This window comes from Tepidimonas sp. HKU77 (genome assembly GCF_049728535.1).
In the GTDB taxonomy this organism is placed as follows: domain Bacteria; phylum Pseudomonadota; class Gammaproteobacteria; order Burkholderiales; family Burkholderiaceae_C; genus Tepidimonas.
In genome coordinates, this window is record NZ_CP187300.1 from 2130007 (window position 1) to 2145959 (window position 15953).

The window sequence follows — 15953 nt, forward strand, 5'->3', positions numbered from 1 at the left end:
TGTAACGCGACGTCGGCGCCCATCACATGCCGGCGTAATTCGGGCCGCCGCCGCCTTCCGGCGTCACCCAAACGATGTTTTGCGTCGGGTCTTTGATGTCGCAGGTTTTGCAATGCACGCAGTTTTGCGCGTTGATGACGAGCTGTGGCCCGCCGTCCTTCTCGACGAACTCGTACACCCCGGCAGGGCAGTAGCGGCTCTCCGGTCCCCCGTAGAGGGCCAGGTTGACCGCTATCGGCACCGTTGGATCCTTGAGCGTGAGGTGAGCGGGCTGGTTTTCTTCGTGGTTGGTGTTGGACAGGAAAACGCTGCTTAAGCGGTCGAACGTGAGCACGCCATCGGGCTTGGGGTAGCGGATGGGCTCGACTTGACTGGCCGCGTGCAAGCGAGCGTGGTCGGGGCTGTGGCGATGCACGGTCCAGGGCGGACTCTGGATGCCCAGCTTGGGCAGCAGCCAGTGCTCGATGCCGGTCATCAGCGCCCCGATGGTGTTGCCCTTTTTGAACCACGTCTTGAAGTTGCGTGCCCGGTGCAATTCCTGATAGAGCCAGCTCTGCTCGAAGGCGGCCGGGTACGCCGCCAGCTCGTCGTGTTGGCGCCCCGCTTGCAGCGCCTCGAATGCCGCCTCGGCGCACAGCATGCCGGTCTTGATGGCGGCGTGGCTGCCTTTGATGCGTGCGGCGTTGAGGTAGCCCGCGTCGCAGCCCACCAGCGCACCGCCGGGAAAGACGGGCTTGGGCAAGCTGAGCAACCCCCCCGCCGTGATGGCACGCGCGCCATAGCCGATGCGCTTGCCGCCTTCGATGTGCGCCCGGATGGCGGGGTGCGTCTTCCAGCGCTGCATCTCCTCGAACGGGCTCAACCACGGGTTTTGATAGTCCAGCCCCACCACGAAGCCCAGCGTGACCTTGTTGCCCTCGAGGTGGTACAGAAACCCGCCGCCGTAGGTGTGTTCGTCCAGCGGCCAACCGGCGGTGTGCACCACCAGCCCGGGCTTGGCTTTTTCAGGTGGGATTTCCCACAGCTCTTTGATGCCGATGCCGTAGGTTTGCGGGTCCTTGCCCTCGTCGAGCCGGAAGCGCGCGATCAACTCCTTGCCCAGGTGCCCGCGCGCCCCCTCGGCGAAGACGGTGTACTTGGCGCGCAGCTCCATGCCGAGCTGAAAGGCGTCGGTCGGCTGCCCGTCCTTGCCCAGGCCCAGGTGTCCCGTGGCCACGCCCACGACGCGACCCTGCTCATCGTAGAGCACCTCGGCGGCGGTAAAGCCCGGGAAAATCTCCACGCCCAGCGCCTCGGCCTGCTCGCCCATCCATTTGGTCACGGCACCCAGGCTGATGACGTAGTTGCCCTCGTTGTGAAAGCACTCGGGCAGTAGCCAGTGCGGCGTGCGCATGGCGCTGTCTTCTTCCAGGAACAGCACCTCGTCACCGGTGACGGGCTGGTTCAGCGGCGCGCCGCGCTCCTTCCAGTCGGGAAAGAGCTCGGTGATGGCGCGCGGGTCCATGACCGCCCCCGACAGGATGTGCGCGCCGGGCTCGGAGCCTTTTTCCAGCACGCAGACGCTGACGTCGGCGCCTTTTTGGGCGGCGAGTTGTTTGAGCCGGATGGCCGTGGCCAGCCCTGCCGGGCCCGCGCCGACGATGACGACGTCGTATTCCATGGCCTCGCGCGGGCCAAACTGCTCGATCAAATGCGCCGGGGTTTTCATGCGCCGCATTGTAGTGGCGATGGCCTTACCATCGCTGTCAAGTCACCGACAAGATGGACCACCGCCCATGCGCATCGACCTGCCGACCGACAAGCGCCTCGTGCACACCATGACGATTCCCATCCGTTGGGGGGACATGGATGCCATGGGGCACGTCAACAACACCGTGTACTTTCGCTACATGGAAAGCGCCCGGCTGCAATGGATGGGCGAGTGGGGTATGCCCGCCAACCCGCGCGGCTGCGGGCCAGTGATCGCCAACGCGTTCTGCAATTTTTGGCGGCAGCTCGAGTACCCGGGCGACGTGATCGTGCGCAGTTATGTGGGCGCGCTAGGTCAGCGCTCGTTCGACATGTTCCACGAGCTGCTGCGCACGGATGGCGGCGATACCGTCTATGCCAACGGGGGCGCGACGGTGGTGTGGGTGGACTTTCCGGCGCAGCGCTCGGTGCCATTGCCCGCGGCGCTGCGCCAGCGGCTGGCCGAGGGCGTCACTTGACCTTGGGCAGGCGGCCGAGCAAATAGAACTCGTCGTTGGGCTGCATGCCGCTGAAGGACGCCATGCGGTTCGACAGGCCGAAGAAGGCGGTGATGGCCGCGATGTCCCAAATGTCCTCGTCGTCCAGGCCGTGCGCGTGCAGCGCCACGAAGTCGGCGTCGTCGATGGTGTGTGATTGCTGGCAGACCTTCATCGCGAAGTCCAGAATGGCGCGCTGGCGCGGGCTGATGTCGGCCTTGCGGTAGTTGATGGCCACCTGGTCGGCGATCAGGGGCTTTTTTTCGTAGATGCGCAGGATGGCTCCGTGCGCGACCACGCAGTACAGGCACTGGTTGGCGGCGCTGGTAGCGACCACAATCATTTCGCGCTCGCCCTTGGTCAGGTTGGAGGTGCGGCCGACGGTCTCGGGCATCATCAGCGCGTCGTGGTAGGCAAAGAAGGCGCGCCACTCCGCCGGCCGGCGCGCCAGCATCAGAAACACGTTCGGCACGAAGCCGGCTTTGGCCTGCACGTCGAGGATGCGCTGACGGATGTCGTCGGGCAGATCGGTCAGCTCGGGCAGTGGATAGCGGGGGTTCATGCGGGGCTCCTGTGTGGCCATGGGTCGAGGGGGATGGGGCGCTTACTCTTCCAGCGAGGCGCTCCAGCGTGTGTTCCACGCCGGCGGTGTGCGCAGCGCGTCGATGCGTCGCCGGTCGCGTTTGGTGGGGCGGCCTTGGGTCAGCGTGGCCGCCGGCTCCGGGGCCAGGCGGCGCAGCTCGGCGTGGCGTTCGCGCGCGGCGATGGATTCGGGCGTTTCCTCGTACAGCAGCATGGCCTGGCTCGCCGGGCCGCGCACGGCGGAAAGCGCGCGCACGACCACCGTGCGCTCCACGTCGCCAGTGCGCAGTCGAATGACGTCACCCGGCCGGGGTTCGCGGCTGGCCTTGGCGGGCGCCCCGTTGACGAGCACACGGCCGCGTTCGATCATCTCGGCGGCCAGCGCGCGCGTCTTGTAAAAGCGCGCCGCCCACAGCCACTTGTCCAGGCGCACGCGGCCGGGGGTGTCGTCTGGCGTCGGCGGAGAGTGGCGGGCCATGGCGTGCTCCTCACCCCTGACCGGTCACTGCACCGCTCCCAGCGCCAGTGCCCGCTCGCGGCTGGCCGCGCGTTCGGCGTCCGACGGCTGCACCGTCGTGGGCCAGCCTGCCAAGTGGCGCTGGGCGATGTCGGCCAGCGCGCGCAGCCACGTCGGGTCGTCGTTGAGGCACGGGATGTAGTGAAAGGTCTGGCCGCCCGCGGCCAGGAACGCCTCGCGTGCCTCCTGGTCGATTTCTTCCAATGTCTCGATGCAGTCGCCGGTAAACCCCGGGCAGATCACGTCCACCCGCCGTACGCCCTGGCGCGCCAGCGCCACCAGCGTGGGTTCGGTGTAGGGCTCGAGCCACTTGGCGCGGCCGAAGCGCGACTGGAATGTCATCACGTATTGGTCGCGCGACAGGCCCAGCGCCTCGGCCAGCAGGCGGCCCGTCTTATGGCATTCGCAGTGGTAGGGGTCGCCGCGCTGCAGCGTGCGCGCAGGCATGCCGTGAAAACTCATCACCAACCGCTCGGGCTGGCCCACCTGGGCCCAGTGCGCGCGCACCCGCTCGGCCAGCGCGGCGATGTAGCCCGCGTCGTCGTGGTAGTGGTTGACGAAGCGCAGCTCCGGTACCCAGCGCAAGCGGCCCGCCCAGGCATAGACTTCGTCGAACACGCTGGCGGTGGTCGCCGCGCAGTACTGGGGGTAGGCGGGCAGGATGAGGATGCGCTTGCAGCCCGCGGCCTTGAGCGCGTCGAGCTCGCGCCGCACGGCGGGTTGGCCGTAGCGCATGGCCCAGCACACCTGGACGCGGTGGCCGCGTTCTCCTAGCATGCCTTGCAGGTATTTGGCCTGGCGTTCGGTCCAGACTTTGAGCGGCGAGCCCTCCGGCGTCCAGATGGTGGCGTATTTGGCGGCGGATTGGCGCGGCCGCACGTTGAGGATGATGCCGTGCAGGATCGGCCACCAGATGGGGCGTGGGATCTCGACCACGCGCGGGTCGCTCAGAAATTCGGCCAGGTAGCGCCGCAGCGCGGCCGGTGTGGGCGCCTCGGGGGTGCCCAGATTGACCCAGAGGATACCGGTGTGGGCCGCCTGGCCATGGGTGTAGGGGGGCTCGGTGCGCATGGTCATGCGGTATTCTCGCGCAGACATGTTCGACCCTGCACGCGTGCGCGCGATCACCCTCGATCTGGACGACACCCTGTGGCCGGTATGGCCGACGATCGAGCGCGCCGAAGCGATGCTGCAGCAATGGTTGCACGCGCATGCGCCGGCGACGGCTGCCTTGTTGCACGATCCGGCGATGCGGCGCGCCATCCGCGCCGAGGTCGAGCGGCAACACTCCCAGCACCGCCACGACCTGAGCTTTTTGCGCCGCGAGGCAATCCGTGCCGCCCTGCGCCGGGCGGGCGACGATCCCGCGCTGGCCGAGCCGGCGTTCGAGGTGTTTTTTGCCGAACGGCAGGGCGTGACGCTGTTCGAAGATGTGCGCCCGGCCCTGGAGGCGCTGGCCGCGCGCTATCCGGTGGTCGCGCTGTCCAACGGCAATGCCGATGTGCAGCGCGTCGGCATCGGCCAATGGTTCCATGCCCGGCTGGGCGCGCGCGAGGCGGGGGTGGCCAAGCCCGACGCGCGAATTTTTCGCGCCGCCGCCGCCCTGGTCGGTGTGGCGCCCGAGCATGTGCTGCACGTGGGCGACGATGTCCATCACGACGTGCTTGGCGCGCTGCGTGCGGGCATGCAGGCAGCGTGGGTCGATCGCGCCGGGCGTGAGTGGCGCGCAGCGCTCGCTGCCCCGCCCCATGGCCCCACGCCCGCAGTGGCAGAACCCGCGGCGCCGCACGAGCGCCCCCACCTGCAGGTGCCCCACCTGGCGGCGTTGTGCGAGGCGTTGGGGCTGGCGTCCGTGCGCTCGGTCGTCCCTGTCAACTCCCCCTGGAAAGGCTCGACATGATCACGATCCATGGCATATTCGCCTCTCGCGCCGTGCGCCCGCTATGGGTGGCGCAGGAATTGGGCATCGACTATCAGCACATTCCCACGCCCTACCAAGGGGGTGCGACGCGCACACCGGAATTTTTGGCACTCAACCCCAACGGCCACATCCCCGTGCTGATCGACGAGCGGCCCGAGGGGCGCGTGGTGGTATGGGAGTCGATGGCGTGCGCGCTCTACTTGGCGCGCCACCACGGCCGCGGGGACGGCAGTGACCTGGCGCCCGCCTCGCCGGCGGAGGATGCCGAGGCGCTGCGCTGGGCCTTCTGGGCCATGACCGAGTTGGAGGCCGACGCACTGACCGTGCTGATGCACCGGCGCGGACTGCCCCCCGAGCGGCGCGACGCCGACCGGCTGGCCGCCGCGGAGCAGCGCGTGCGCGGGCCGCTGGCCGTACTAGAGGCGCACTTGCAGGTGCAGGCGCAACGTGGCTGGCCCCATCTGGCGGCGGAGCGCTTTACGGTGGCGGACGTGTGTGTGGCCAGCGTGGCCAACTGGGTGCGTTCGTCGCCCGAGCTGATGCATGCCTTCCCCCATGTGCACGAGTGGCTGCAACGCTGCCATGCACGCCCGGCGTATCGGGCGCTCAAAGAGAAAGAGGCGGCGCAAAAAAGCAGCGCCGCCGGCTAGGCGCGCGCTGACAGCGCGGCGGCAGCGGCCAGCCCGCTGCGCACCGCACCCTCCAGGGTCGCGGGGTAGGGGCCGTCGATGGCGTCGCCCGCGGCCAGCAGGCCGGGTGCCACGTGCATGCCGGGGCGTCGCAGGCCGGGGGTGCAGGCGAAGGTGGCGCGTTTTTCCACCACCGTCGCAAGCAGCGTACAGCCGTCTAGCCCCAGCTGGCGCTGCAATTGCTCTTGCACGGCGCGCAAGAGCGCGCTGCGATCGGTGGCCAGCGCTGGCGCCGGGGCGCTGGCCACCAGTGCGAGAACCGGTGCGCTGTTGGCCAGCGGCCGGCGCCAAAACACGAATTGCGCGGGGGCGGTGACCGGGTGGGTGTGCAGCGCGAGCATGGGCTCGGCCGCCGGCCAATGCCAGTCCGGGGGTGGGCGCAGGTAGACCGTGGCGATGGGTTGGTGGTGCAGGGCGGCTGCCGTGGCGCACCAGGCGGCGACAGTCGGCTCGGCGTCCAGGCCAGACGCGGCCAGCAGGCGGGCCGTGGCCGCGACCGGGCAGGCCAGCACCACGGCCTGGGTCTGCAGCGTATCGCCACTGGCCAGCTGCAGCCGCCAGCCAACGCCAGCCGCACGTTGCAGCCCCACCACCCGCGCGCCGGAGCGCAGCACGGCACCGCCCGCGCGCAGAGTGGCGGTGGCCGGTTCGGGCAGCACTTGGCCCAGGTCGGCGCGGGGCAGCAACAGGTCGCTCGGCGCCCAGGGGGCGGGGGCAGGCCCCAGCAGCGCATCGCGCAGCACGCGCCGGAAAACCCAGGCGCTGGCCCGCTCGATGGGGGTATTGAGCGCCGCGACGCACAGGGGCTCGATCAGGTCGCGCACCACCGGATCTGGGAGCCCTGCGCAAAGGTTGGCCACCGGGGTGTCGGGGCTGCGGGCATCCACGGGGCGCAGCCACCCCGCCAGGGCGCGCAGTGCCGCCAGCCGCGCCCGCCATGGCCAGGGACGTGCGCGCAGCAGGGCCGCGCCCAGCGCCAACGGCGCCAAGCGGGGTGGCAGGCGCGGGCCCCAAGCAGGCGGCACCAGGCCCATGCCATCGGGGTAGCGCAGGGTCAGCGGCAGGCGCTGCAGTGTCTGGGCCAGCGGCACGCCCAGGCGTCGCATCAGGCCCAGCGTGGCGGTGTAGGCGCCGATCAGGATGTGTTGTCCGTTGTCCAGCGGCCATGTCGTGCCGGCCTCGTCCAACACGGGCACGGTACGCGCGCGGCCACCCCAGTAGGGGGACGCCTCCAGCAACGTCACGTGCCAGCCAGCATCCTGCGCGGCGATGGCGGCGGCCAAGCCGGCCCAGCCGCCGCCCACGACGGCCACCGTTCGCGTCACAGCCGCCCCAGGGCCTGCACCTTCCAGGCCAGCCAGAATTTGCGCAGCGGCGTCAGCGCCACGCGTTGCGTCAGCACCAGCATCGGGTCTTGGGCGATCTCGTCCAGTAGCGTGCGGTAGATGCTGGCCATCATCAAGCCTGGTTTTTGTGCACGCCGGTCGGGGGCCGGCAGCAGTGCGATCGCCTCCTCATAGATGGCCAGCGCGCGCTCGATCTGAAAGCGCATTAGGGCGCCGAAGCGTGACGCAAAGTCGGGGCTGGCCCCGACACCGCGGCGCAGGATCTCGTGCGCCTTGACGTCGAAGCGCTGCAGCTCGGCAATGGGCAGGTACAGCCGACCACGCAGCGCGTCTTCGCCCACGTCGCGGATGATGTTGGTGAGCTGAAACGCCAGCCCCAGCCGATGTGCGTAGTCGGTGGTGGCGGGTTGGGTCTGGCCAAATATGCGCGCCGCGACCTCGCCGACGACGCCCGCGACCAGGTGGCAGTAGCGCTGTAGCTGCGCAAAGTCCAGATAGCGGCTTTGCTGCAGGTCCCACTCGCACCCCTCGATGACCTGCAGCAGCGGCTCGACGTGCAGGCCGTAGGGCTGGATGTGTGGCTGCAGGGCCACGAGCGCCGGATGTTCCGGTGTCTGACCGGCGAAGGTGCGCCGCACCTGCTCGCGCCACCAGGCCAACTTGGCTTGTGCCACGGCGGGGTCGTGCACTTCATCGACGATGTCGTCGATCTCGCGGCAAAAGGCGTAGAACGCGGTGATGGCGGCGCGTCGCGGCGCGGGCAAAAACAAAAAAGCGTAATAAAAGCTGCTGCCCGACGCCGCCGCGCGCTCCTGGGCATAGGCCTGGGCCTGCGCCAGCCGCTCGGGCGTCATGTCGCCGCCTCCCGCGCCCAGCGCGCAGCCACCGGACGCATGAACAGGCCGTACAGCAACGGCACCATGAACAGCGTCAGCGCCGTCGAGACCAGCAACCCCCACACGATGGCCGAGGCCACTGGGCCCCACAGCAGACTTTGCCCCCCCAGCCCGAACGCGAGCGACACGAGCCCACCGATGGTGGTGGTGCTGGTGATGAGGATGGGCACCACGCGCCGCCGCGCCGCCCAGACGATGGCGTGCATCAACCCCAGTCCCTGGCGCAGCCGGTCGTTGGCGGCGTCGATGAGCACGATGGCCGAGTTGACCGCGATGCCGGTGAGCGCGATGACCCCGTACAGCGTGTACAGCGACAACGGGTGGCGCGTGATGGCCAGGCCAATGGCCACCCCGGCGAAGGCCAACGGCACCGTGACCAGGATCATCAGCGGCTGGCCGTAGCTGCGAAACTGGGCGGCCAGGATCAGGTAGATCAACCCGACGCCGAGCAAGAACAGTTGCTGCATGGCGGCCAGGCTTTCGTTGATGTCTTCCAGCTCGCCCGAAAAGTCCAGATCGACGCCAGGGTGCTGCAGTCGCAGCGTGTCCCATGCGGCCTGGATGCGGCGGTTGGCCTCGGTGGTGTCGAGCACGGCCTTGTCGAGATCGGCCTCGACCGTGATGGCGCGGCGCAGGTTGTGGTGGCGAATGAAGCCGCGCGTGGGCTGGAGTTCCGCCTGCACCAGCGCCCCGAGTTGCGTCACCTGGCCGTTGGGCAGCGTCACCGGCGTGGCCAACAGCGCCGAGGGGTCCGGCGGTGGTGCGTCGAGCAGGCGCTGGCGCACGCGCAGCTCGATCTTGTCGCCCGCCTCGCGCGTGAAGGCCACCACCTCGCCGTCGACCGCCAGCCGCACCAGCCGTGTGGCCTGCGCGGGCCCGATGCCCAGCTCGCGCAGCGCCTCGGGTTGGAGCGTCAGGCGCAGCATGCCGCGCCCGGGTATGTTGTCGTCCTGGATGTCGCGCGTGCCGGGCAGGGTGGCAATGACGGCCTTCAAGGCGTCGGCGGCGGCTTGGATCTGGTCGAAGTCGTCGCCGCGCACTTTGACGCTGATGGGCTTGCCCGCCGGCGGCCCGCCCGACAGCAGCGTGAAGCTCTTGCGCCCGGGGCCGGGCAGCGTTTCGACCTCGCGCCGCATCGCCTCCACCACCTCTTGCACCTCGCGTGCGCCCGGCGTGCGTGGATTGAGCGAAACGAACACCTGCCCGTAGGCGTCACCGTATACCGGTTCGGTCTGGGTGAACTTCAGCCCCGCGGTCGAGGTGACGGCGCGCGCTTCGTGCCCCTGCGCGGCGTCGCCCACGCCGCGCAGGTGGCGGCGCACCACTTGCTCCACCCGCTCGGTCTCGGCCAGCGTTTCTTCCAGTGAGGCGCTGGCGGGCATGTCGACGTTGACGTAGAACGCCCGGATCGGGTCGAAGGCGAAAAACTGCACGCGCACCACGCCGGTGGCCAGCAGCGCCGCGGCACCCGCCACCACCAGCGCGCCCAGCCCCAAAAAGGTCCAGGGCCGACGCAGAACCACCACCAGCGCCTGCCCGTAGCGCAGGCGCAGCGCGCGGTTGAAGCGGTTGCGCCAGCGTTGCACGCGCCCCGGCTGGTCCAGCCGCACCTTCATCATGGCCACGTGTACCGGCATCATCCAAAACGCCTCGACGAGCGAGATCAGCAACGCCAGCGTCACCACGAACGGGATGATGAACATGAATTTGCCGACGATCCCCGGCATCAGCATCAGGGGCAAAAACGCGGCCAGCGTCGTCGCCACCGAGGCCAACACGGGTTTCCACACCTCGGCAATGCCGTCCAGGCAGGCCGGCAGCGCGGCCTGTCCGCGCTCGATGCGGTAGTAGATCGCCTCCACCACCACCACGGCGTCGTCCACCAGCATACCCAGCGCGATCACCACGCCCAGTAAAACGGAGATATTGAGGGTGTAGTCCATCCCCTGCAAGACGGCAAATGTGCCTAGCAGCGAGAACGGGATGCCGAGCGCGACCAGCACGCCGATGCGCCAGCCCAAAAACACCCAACTGACCGCCAGCACCAAGACGACGCCATAGAGCGCGTTGGTTTGCATGACGTCGATCGCCTCGCGCGTGGGGATGGTCTGGTCATCGGTCAGCGTCAGCTGCAGCCCCTGGGTGGCCAGCACGGCGTTTTCGCGCTCGATGAAGGCGCGCACATCGTCGAGCAGCCTCAAGGTGTTGACGCGGGCTTTTTTGGTCAACGCCAGCGAGATCGCAGGCTGCCCGTCCATCGACGCGAGCTGCGACGGTTTGGCGCGCGCCCACGTTACTTGGGCCACGTCGCCCAAGCGGGCGAACGCACCGGGCCGCACAGCGGACGTCACGGTCAGTTGCGCCAGGCGTTCCGGGTCGAGCTCGACGCCGCTGACGGCGATCGTCCACACGCCTTGCCGGGTGGCGAGTGTGCCCGCCGCGGTGTCGCGCCAGTGGGCGCGCAGCGCGTCTGCCACGTCAGCGGCCGTCAGCCCGCGCACCGCCAGCGCCGCCGGATCGGGGCGCACCAGCAGCTCCGGGTCGCGCAGCCCAGAGGCGAACACCTGGTCGACGCCGCGCAGCCGCTCCAGGGCTTGGCGGATGCGCCGCCCCTCGCGCCGCAGCACCTCGTCGTCGGCCGGCCCGGTTAGCCGCATGATGGCGGTGGGAAAGCCGTTGGAGGTGGAAAACTCGAGCACGCGCGGCTCGCGCGCCTCATCGGGCAGCTCGGCGCTCGCTTTGTTTTGGATCTCGCGCCGCAGATCGTTCATGCGCTTGTCGAAGGTACGCTCGTCGATGTCGCCAAAGCGCACCAGCAGACTGGAGACATTCTCGCGCGAGCTGGAGCTCACGAACCGAATGTCGGCCACGCCCTGGATGGCATCCTCCAGCGGGTTGGTGACCAGCCGCTCGACCTCCTCGGCACTGGCGCCCGGCAGCACCGTGGTGACGTTGACCCAGTTGAAGTTGATCTCCGGGTCGCGCTCGCGCGGCATTTGCACATAGGCCAGCAGGCCCAGGAGCATGACGACCGCGAACGCGATGTTGGCCAGGGGGTGGTTGGTGATGAGGGCGCGCAGCAGCCGCATGGACCATCTCCGGGGGCGTGCCTCAGGGGCCGACCGTGATGGGTTGGCCATCGCGCAACGCCTGCTGCCCCTGGGTGACGAGGCGCGCCTGCGTGGGCAGCCCCGTCGCCGGTGCGGGCCGGCCCTCTTGTGCTTGCGTCAGAGGCACGAAGCGCGCGCGTGCTGCCGCGCCCTCGCCCTCGGCCACGAAGACGCCCAGCCGACCCTCGCGCTGCACCAACAGCGTGGCAGGCACGTGGGGGTCGCTGGTCTGCCAGCGCAGCAGGCCCGGGGTGCCCGGCGGCAAGGGTTCGCCCAGTAGGCGCAGGCGCACCGTCTGCAGCCGCGTGCCGGCCGAGACGGCATCGACCACGCGCAGCACTTGCGCGCGCCGCTGCACGCCGGATTCGGCTTCGAAGACCAGTTCCCGCACGCGCTGCAGTGTCTGCGCGTCGGCGGGGGGCAGCGCCGCGTGCAACTCGCTGCCCTCCGTTTGGGCCAGCACGAACAGTGGGGTGCCCGCGGCCACCGTCTCGCCTTGCTGAGCCACCCGTTGGGTGATGGTGCCGGCAAAGGGCGCGCGCACCACGGCTTTGGCCCGCTGACGCTCGGCGCTGCGCAGCGCGGCTTCCGTCTGTGCCAGGTCGGCTTGCTGCACCGTGAGTTCGGTTTCGCGCAGGGTCAGCGCCTCGGGCGACAGAAAACCCTGTGCCTGCAGTTGGCGCGCGCGTGCCAGCTGGGCCTGGGCCATGCCCAAGCGCGCCTGTGCCGCATCGCGTGCGGCGCGCGCGCGCTCCACGGCCAGCGCTAGGTCGGTCTCATCGAGCCGTGCCAGCACCTGCCCGGCGCGCACGCGCGTGCCCACATCGGCCTCCCAGCGCTGCAGCACGCCACCCACCTCGGCCGCGATGCGCGCTTCGTTGCGTGGTGCCACCTGGGCGCTGACGCTGCGCGTCGGATAGACCGCCACCTCGGCCAGCGGCTGCGCGCGCACGGTGAGCGTGGCCGAGGGCGCGGGCGGGGACGCGGTGGGGGCGGGCGAGGTGGGGGGCGAGCCGTGCGAGGGCGCGGCGGCCAACGCCAGCAGCAACCACAGAGCGGATAGGGGGCGGCGTGTCATGCGCAAAGGGCGGGGTTCGATGGGGGTCGATGATGCCACGCGCGCCACATAAGTAGCGGCAGGTCGCGTGCGCGCAGGGTGGGGCGTTGGTGCAGCGTGCGCCAGCCGAGCGCCTGGATATGCTGCAGCACCCGCAACGCGCCCTGCAGCACGAGGCGCAATTCCCAGCCGAAGCGCCCGCCGATGGCGAGCGGCAAAGACCAACCGGCGCGCAAATGGTGCAGCGCCAACCGACAACCTCGCTGCACGACAGGGGTCAGCTCGGCATCGGTCCAGTCGGCCAGGGGGCGGTGGGGGTCGAGGCCGGCGTGCCTCAGCCACGCATCGGGCACATACCAGCGCCCGCGGGCGCGATCCTGCCCCAAGTCTTGCCACAGATTGACCAGTTGCAGCCCGGTGCAGATGGCGTCGCTGTGCGCCAGTGCCGTGGGGGTCTGCACACCCGCCAGGTGCAGCATCAAGCGCCCGACCGGGTTGGCGGAACGGCGGCAGTAGTCCAGCAGCTCGGCGTCGTCGCGGTAGCGGCGGCCGTCGGCGGTCCAGCGCACGTCCTGCTCGAACGCGTCGAGCAAATCCAGGAAGGGTGCCAATGGCAGGCCGTGGCGTTGGCGGGCCGCTTGCAGCGGTACCAGCATGGGCGCCCAGTCCGCTTGGCGCGTGACGGTGTCGTCGTCGCTCCAAAGGCGCTGCAACAGGTCCCGCAGCGCCGCCAACTGGGCCAGCCGTTCGGCGGGCGGGGCGTCGCCCTCATCCGCCACATCGTCGGCCCAGCGAGCCACGCGGTAGATGGCCACGACCGCTTCACGCCACTGCGGCGGGCACAGCAACGAGGCGACGGGGAAGTTTTCATAATGATCGACGGCCGAAGCAAACGCCATGGTCGGATGTTGCCACAGCCGCATGACGCGGTGTTTTTCCGGGGGCTCAAAAGCCCCCGAAACTGGTACGATCGTTCGATGCGTCGCTATCGCGCACTCGAGCAGTGCATGCGGTCGGCGCCGGCTCTCACCAGTACAACAGTAACAGCAGCCAGTCTCCAGGGAACCATGCGCCAAGTGTTGCAACACCTCGAGCAGCTCGCGCGACTGACGCGGGGCAGGGATCGTGACAGCATGGACGCGACCCTGGTGGAGGTGATGCGGCCGTTGCTCGATGCCCGGGCCGTGACGCTGTGGGAGGCGGTGCCCGATGCCGACGGTGACCGGCTGTTGAACCGGGCCCGGCTGGAGCGGGGCGCGCCCGTGCCGCAATCGTCGCCGGCGTGGATGACGCTGGCGGATTTGCCCCGGGTGGATGCCGATCCGCAGCGCGAGCAGGCCTGGCAGTCGCGGCAGACCCGCCTCTTGACGGACGACGGCGCGGCACGGCTGTTGGTCCCCATCCTGACCGAGTCCGACCGGCGTTTGCTCATCGAGGCGGATTTCGACGGCGCGCCCGATCCCCATCGCGTACAGGTCGCCGAGGGCATGGCGCGGATTTTCGAAAATTTCATCAACGTGCTCGAATCGAGCGAGCGCGACACGCTGACTGGGTTGCTGAACCGCAAATCGTTCGACGACGCCTTCTACAAAGCCACCCGGGTGACGCCCCAAGCGCCCGATGGGCCGCACGGGCAGCGGCGTCCCGGCAGCGGTGGCGCGCATTGGCTGGCCGTGATCGATGTGGATCACTTCAAATCGGTCAACGACCGCTACGGGCACCTGATCGGCGACGAAGTGTTGCTGTTGATCGCGCGCATTCTGCGCAGCACGTTCCGGCACGATGACCGTCTGTACCGGTTCGGTGGCGAGGAATTCGTCGTGCTGGCGCGCGCAGCCGATGCCACTGCCGCGGCCAGCGCCTTCGAGCGGCTGCGACGCAACGTCGAGGGTTTCCCTTTCCCCCAGGTGGGGCGTATCACGGTCAGCATCGGCTACACCGCTGTGCGCGAGCACGATACACCGGCCGACGCCTTCGAGCGCGCCGACCGTGCGGTGTATCTGGCCAAGGCGCAGGGGCGCAACCAGGTGCGCGGCTACGAGACCGACGTGCAGACGGGCGAGCCCGAAACGCATCGCGGTGCGGGTGGCGACGTCGAGTTGTTCTGAACCTGGCGCTACAATCGCGGCCTGTTCCGACCGGGCGCCGATGGGCCCCGAAGCCGTGCGCGGGTGGCGAAATTGGTAGACGCACCAGGTTTAGGTCCTGACGCCAGCGATGGCGTGGGGGTTCGAGTCCCCCCCCGCGCACCAACGGCCCAATCCCCCCTCTGTCTGACGCCCGCATGATTGACTTTGTGCCAGCGCCCGATTGGCACCCCGTTGCCACGGTCGCCGTGTTCGCCATCGTTTATCTCGGCATGTTCCTGGGGGGCTTGCCGCGGCTCAAGCTGGACCGCACCGGGGTGGCGGTGCTTGGGGCCATCGCCATGATCGCGGTCAACGGCTGGTCCGTCGAGGAGGCCGCCGCGGCCATCGACCTGCCGACGCTGGTGCTGCTGTTCGCGTTCATGGTGCTGTCGGCGCAGATGCGGCTCGGGGGCTTCTACACCGCCGTCACCCGGGCCGTCGGTAGCTGGCCGCTGGCGCCGACGGCGCTCATGGGCGCGCTGCTGGTGGTGGTGGCGGCGCTGTCGGCCGTGTTTTCCAACGACGTGGTGTGCCTGGCGGTCACACCGGTCGTCGTGCGCATGGCGTGGCAGCGCGGCTGGGATCCGGTGCCGTGGCTGGTGGCGGTGGCTTGTGCCGCCAACATCGGTTCGGCCGCCACGTTGATCGGCAATCCTCAGAATATGCTCATCGGCTCCGTCATGGGAATTCCGTTCGGCGCCTATGTGCGTGCGGCATTGCCACCGGTGCTGCTGGCGCTTGCCGGGCTGTGGGCATTCATGGCCTGGCGGTTGCGCACCGGCGCCACGCCGACCGTGCCACTCCGTCCGCTGACGGGGGCGGCTGCTGGGGTCGATCTCGATACGCCAGCGTTCGACCGGTGGCAATCCACCAAAGGGCTGCTGGTGGCAGGGGTGCTGCTGATGGTGTTTTTGTTCACCGACTGGCCCCACGAGGTGGCGGCGCTGGTCGCCGCGGGCATCTTGCTGCTGAGTCGCCGTTTGCACTCGGCGCAGGTCATGGGGCTGGTCGACTGGCCGTTGCTGCTGCTGTTTGCCGGGCTGTTCATCGTCAACCACGGCTTCGAGGGTACGGGGTTGGCGGCGCAGGCCGTCGCTGCCTTGGCGGCGCGCGGCATCGCGCTGGCTGATCCGCTCGTGCTGGCCGTGGCGGGTGTGACGTTGTCCAACCTGGTGTCCAACGTGCCGGCGGTCATGCTGCTGCTGCCGCACCTGCAGGGGCACGATCAGGGCGTCACGCTGGCGCTGGTCAGCACCTATGCAGGCAACCTGCTGTTGGTGGGGTCGATCGCCAATTTGATCGTGGCCGATCTGGCGCAGCGCGACGGCATCACGCTCGACTGGCGGCGACATGCGGCCATCGGCGTGCCCGCCACCGTCATCAGCTTGCTGGCGTGGTGGGGCTGGCAGGCGCTGGCGGCCCGGATGGGCTTCGCTACAATGTGAAGTTTGCCCGCTGCAGCCGGATCGACCGATTCGCGC

The 15953-nt window shown here is 69.3% G+C and carries 14 protein-coding genes and 1 tRNA gene; 6 read left to right on the top strand and 9 right to left on the bottom strand.

All coding sequences use genetic code 11. From position 1 onward, the window contains the following. Positions 1-22 precede the first annotated feature (22 nt). Complete coding sequence (locus ACPP3B_RS10285; protein WP_424858922.1) at positions 23-1708, bottom strand: 4Fe-4S dicluster domain-containing protein; 1686 nt, start codon at positions 1706-1708, stop codon at positions 23-25. 67 nt (positions 1709-1775) lie between these two features. Between ACPP3B_RS10285 and ACPP3B_RS10290 the strand changes: the two genes are divergently transcribed. Continuing rightward, positions 1776-2207 (top strand): acyl-CoA thioesterase, encoded by a 432-nt coding sequence (locus ACPP3B_RS10290; RefSeq protein ID WP_299020058.1) that lies wholly within the window; start codon positions 1776-1778, stop codon positions 2205-2207. Here ACPP3B_RS10290 and ACPP3B_RS10295 read toward each other — a convergent pair. From ACPP3B_RS10295 to hemH, 3 genes are read right to left on the bottom strand one after another with little or no spacing between them, the layout of a single operon-like run. Then, positions 2200-2787, bottom strand: coding sequence for a peroxidase-related enzyme (locus tag ACPP3B_RS10295; RefSeq protein ID WP_424858923.1), 588 nt, complete (start codon positions 2785-2787; stop codon positions 2200-2202). The two genes, ACPP3B_RS10290 and ACPP3B_RS10295, sit on opposite strands and share 8 nt — an antisense overlap. A 42-nt stretch (positions 2788-2829) precedes the next feature. Continuing rightward, entirely contained in the window at positions 2830-3285 is a 456-nt protein-coding gene (locus ACPP3B_RS10300) for an RNA-binding S4 domain-containing protein (protein WP_424858924.1), read from the bottom strand. Positions 3286-3309: 24 nt separating this feature from the next. Then, on the bottom strand, positions 3310-4401 hold the full coding sequence (gene hemH, locus ACPP3B_RS10305) for a ferrochelatase (RefSeq protein ID WP_424858925.1): 1092 nt from the start codon (positions 4399-4401) through the stop codon (positions 3310-3312). A 19-nt stretch (positions 4402-4420) separates the two neighbouring features. Between hemH and ACPP3B_RS10310 the strand changes: the two genes are divergently transcribed. Further along, a complete protein-coding gene (locus ACPP3B_RS10310) occupies positions 4421-5224 on the top strand; it encodes an HAD family hydrolase (RefSeq protein WP_424858926.1) in 804 nt (267 codons plus the stop codon). After that, a complete protein-coding gene (locus ACPP3B_RS10315) occupies positions 5221-5895 on the top strand; it encodes a glutathione S-transferase family protein (RefSeq protein ID WP_299020048.1) in 675 nt (224 codons plus the stop codon). Before ACPP3B_RS10310 ends, ACPP3B_RS10315 begins: the two co-directional genes overlap by 4 nt. On the opposite strand, the gene hpnE is transcribed toward ACPP3B_RS10315, so the two are convergent. The 5 genes from hpnE to hpnC are packed head-to-tail and all read right to left on the bottom strand — an operon-like array spanning position 5892 to position 13266. Further along, on the bottom strand, positions 5892-7259 hold the full coding sequence (gene hpnE, locus ACPP3B_RS10320; RefSeq protein ID WP_424858927.1) for a hydroxysqualene dehydroxylase HpnE: 1368 nt from the start codon (positions 7257-7259) through the stop codon (positions 5892-5894). The genes ACPP3B_RS10315 and hpnE overlap by 4 nt on opposite strands. Beyond that, the gene (gene hpnD / locus ACPP3B_RS10325) at positions 7256-8134 is read right to left on the bottom strand and encodes a presqualene diphosphate synthase HpnD (protein ID WP_424858928.1); all 879 of its coding nucleotides are present in this window, start codon (positions 8132-8134) and stop codon (positions 7256-7258) included. The genes hpnE and hpnD overlap by 4 nt, the downstream gene beginning before the upstream one ends. After that, on the bottom strand, positions 8131-11265 hold the full coding sequence (locus tag ACPP3B_RS10330; RefSeq protein WP_424858929.1) for an efflux RND transporter permease subunit: 3135 nt from the start codon (positions 11263-11265) through the stop codon (positions 8131-8133). Before ACPP3B_RS10330 ends, hpnD begins: the two co-directional genes overlap by 4 nt. Positions 11266-11287: 22 nt before the next feature. Continuing rightward, positions 11288-12364: an efflux RND transporter periplasmic adaptor subunit gene (locus ACPP3B_RS10335; protein ID WP_424858930.1), complete on the bottom strand. Its 1077-nt coding sequence runs from the start codon at positions 12362-12364 to the stop codon at positions 11288-11290. Further along, complete coding sequence (gene hpnC, locus ACPP3B_RS10340; protein ID WP_424858931.1) at positions 12361-13266, bottom strand: squalene synthase HpnC; 906 nt, start codon at positions 13264-13266, stop codon at positions 12361-12363. Before hpnC ends, ACPP3B_RS10335 begins: the two co-directional genes overlap by 4 nt. A gap of 210 nt (positions 13267-13476) precedes the next feature. On the opposite strand from hpnC, the gene ACPP3B_RS10345 reads away from it, so the two are divergent. The 3 genes from ACPP3B_RS10345 (at position 13477) to ACPP3B_RS10355 (ending at position 15917) form a co-directional block, all read left to right on the top strand. Next, entirely contained in the window at positions 13477-14451 is a 975-nt protein-coding gene (locus ACPP3B_RS10345) for a GGDEF domain-containing protein (RefSeq protein ID WP_424858932.1), read from the top strand. Positions 14452-14508: 57 nt separating this feature from the next. Next, positions 14509-14595 (top strand) — tRNA-Leu (locus ACPP3B_RS10350). 32 nt (positions 14596-14627) lie between these two features. After that, positions 14628-15917, top strand: a complete 1290-nt coding sequence (locus ACPP3B_RS10355) for an SLC13 family permease (protein ID WP_424858933.1) — start codon at positions 14628-14630, stop codon at positions 15915-15917. Positions 15918-15953: the final 36 nt, after the last annotated feature.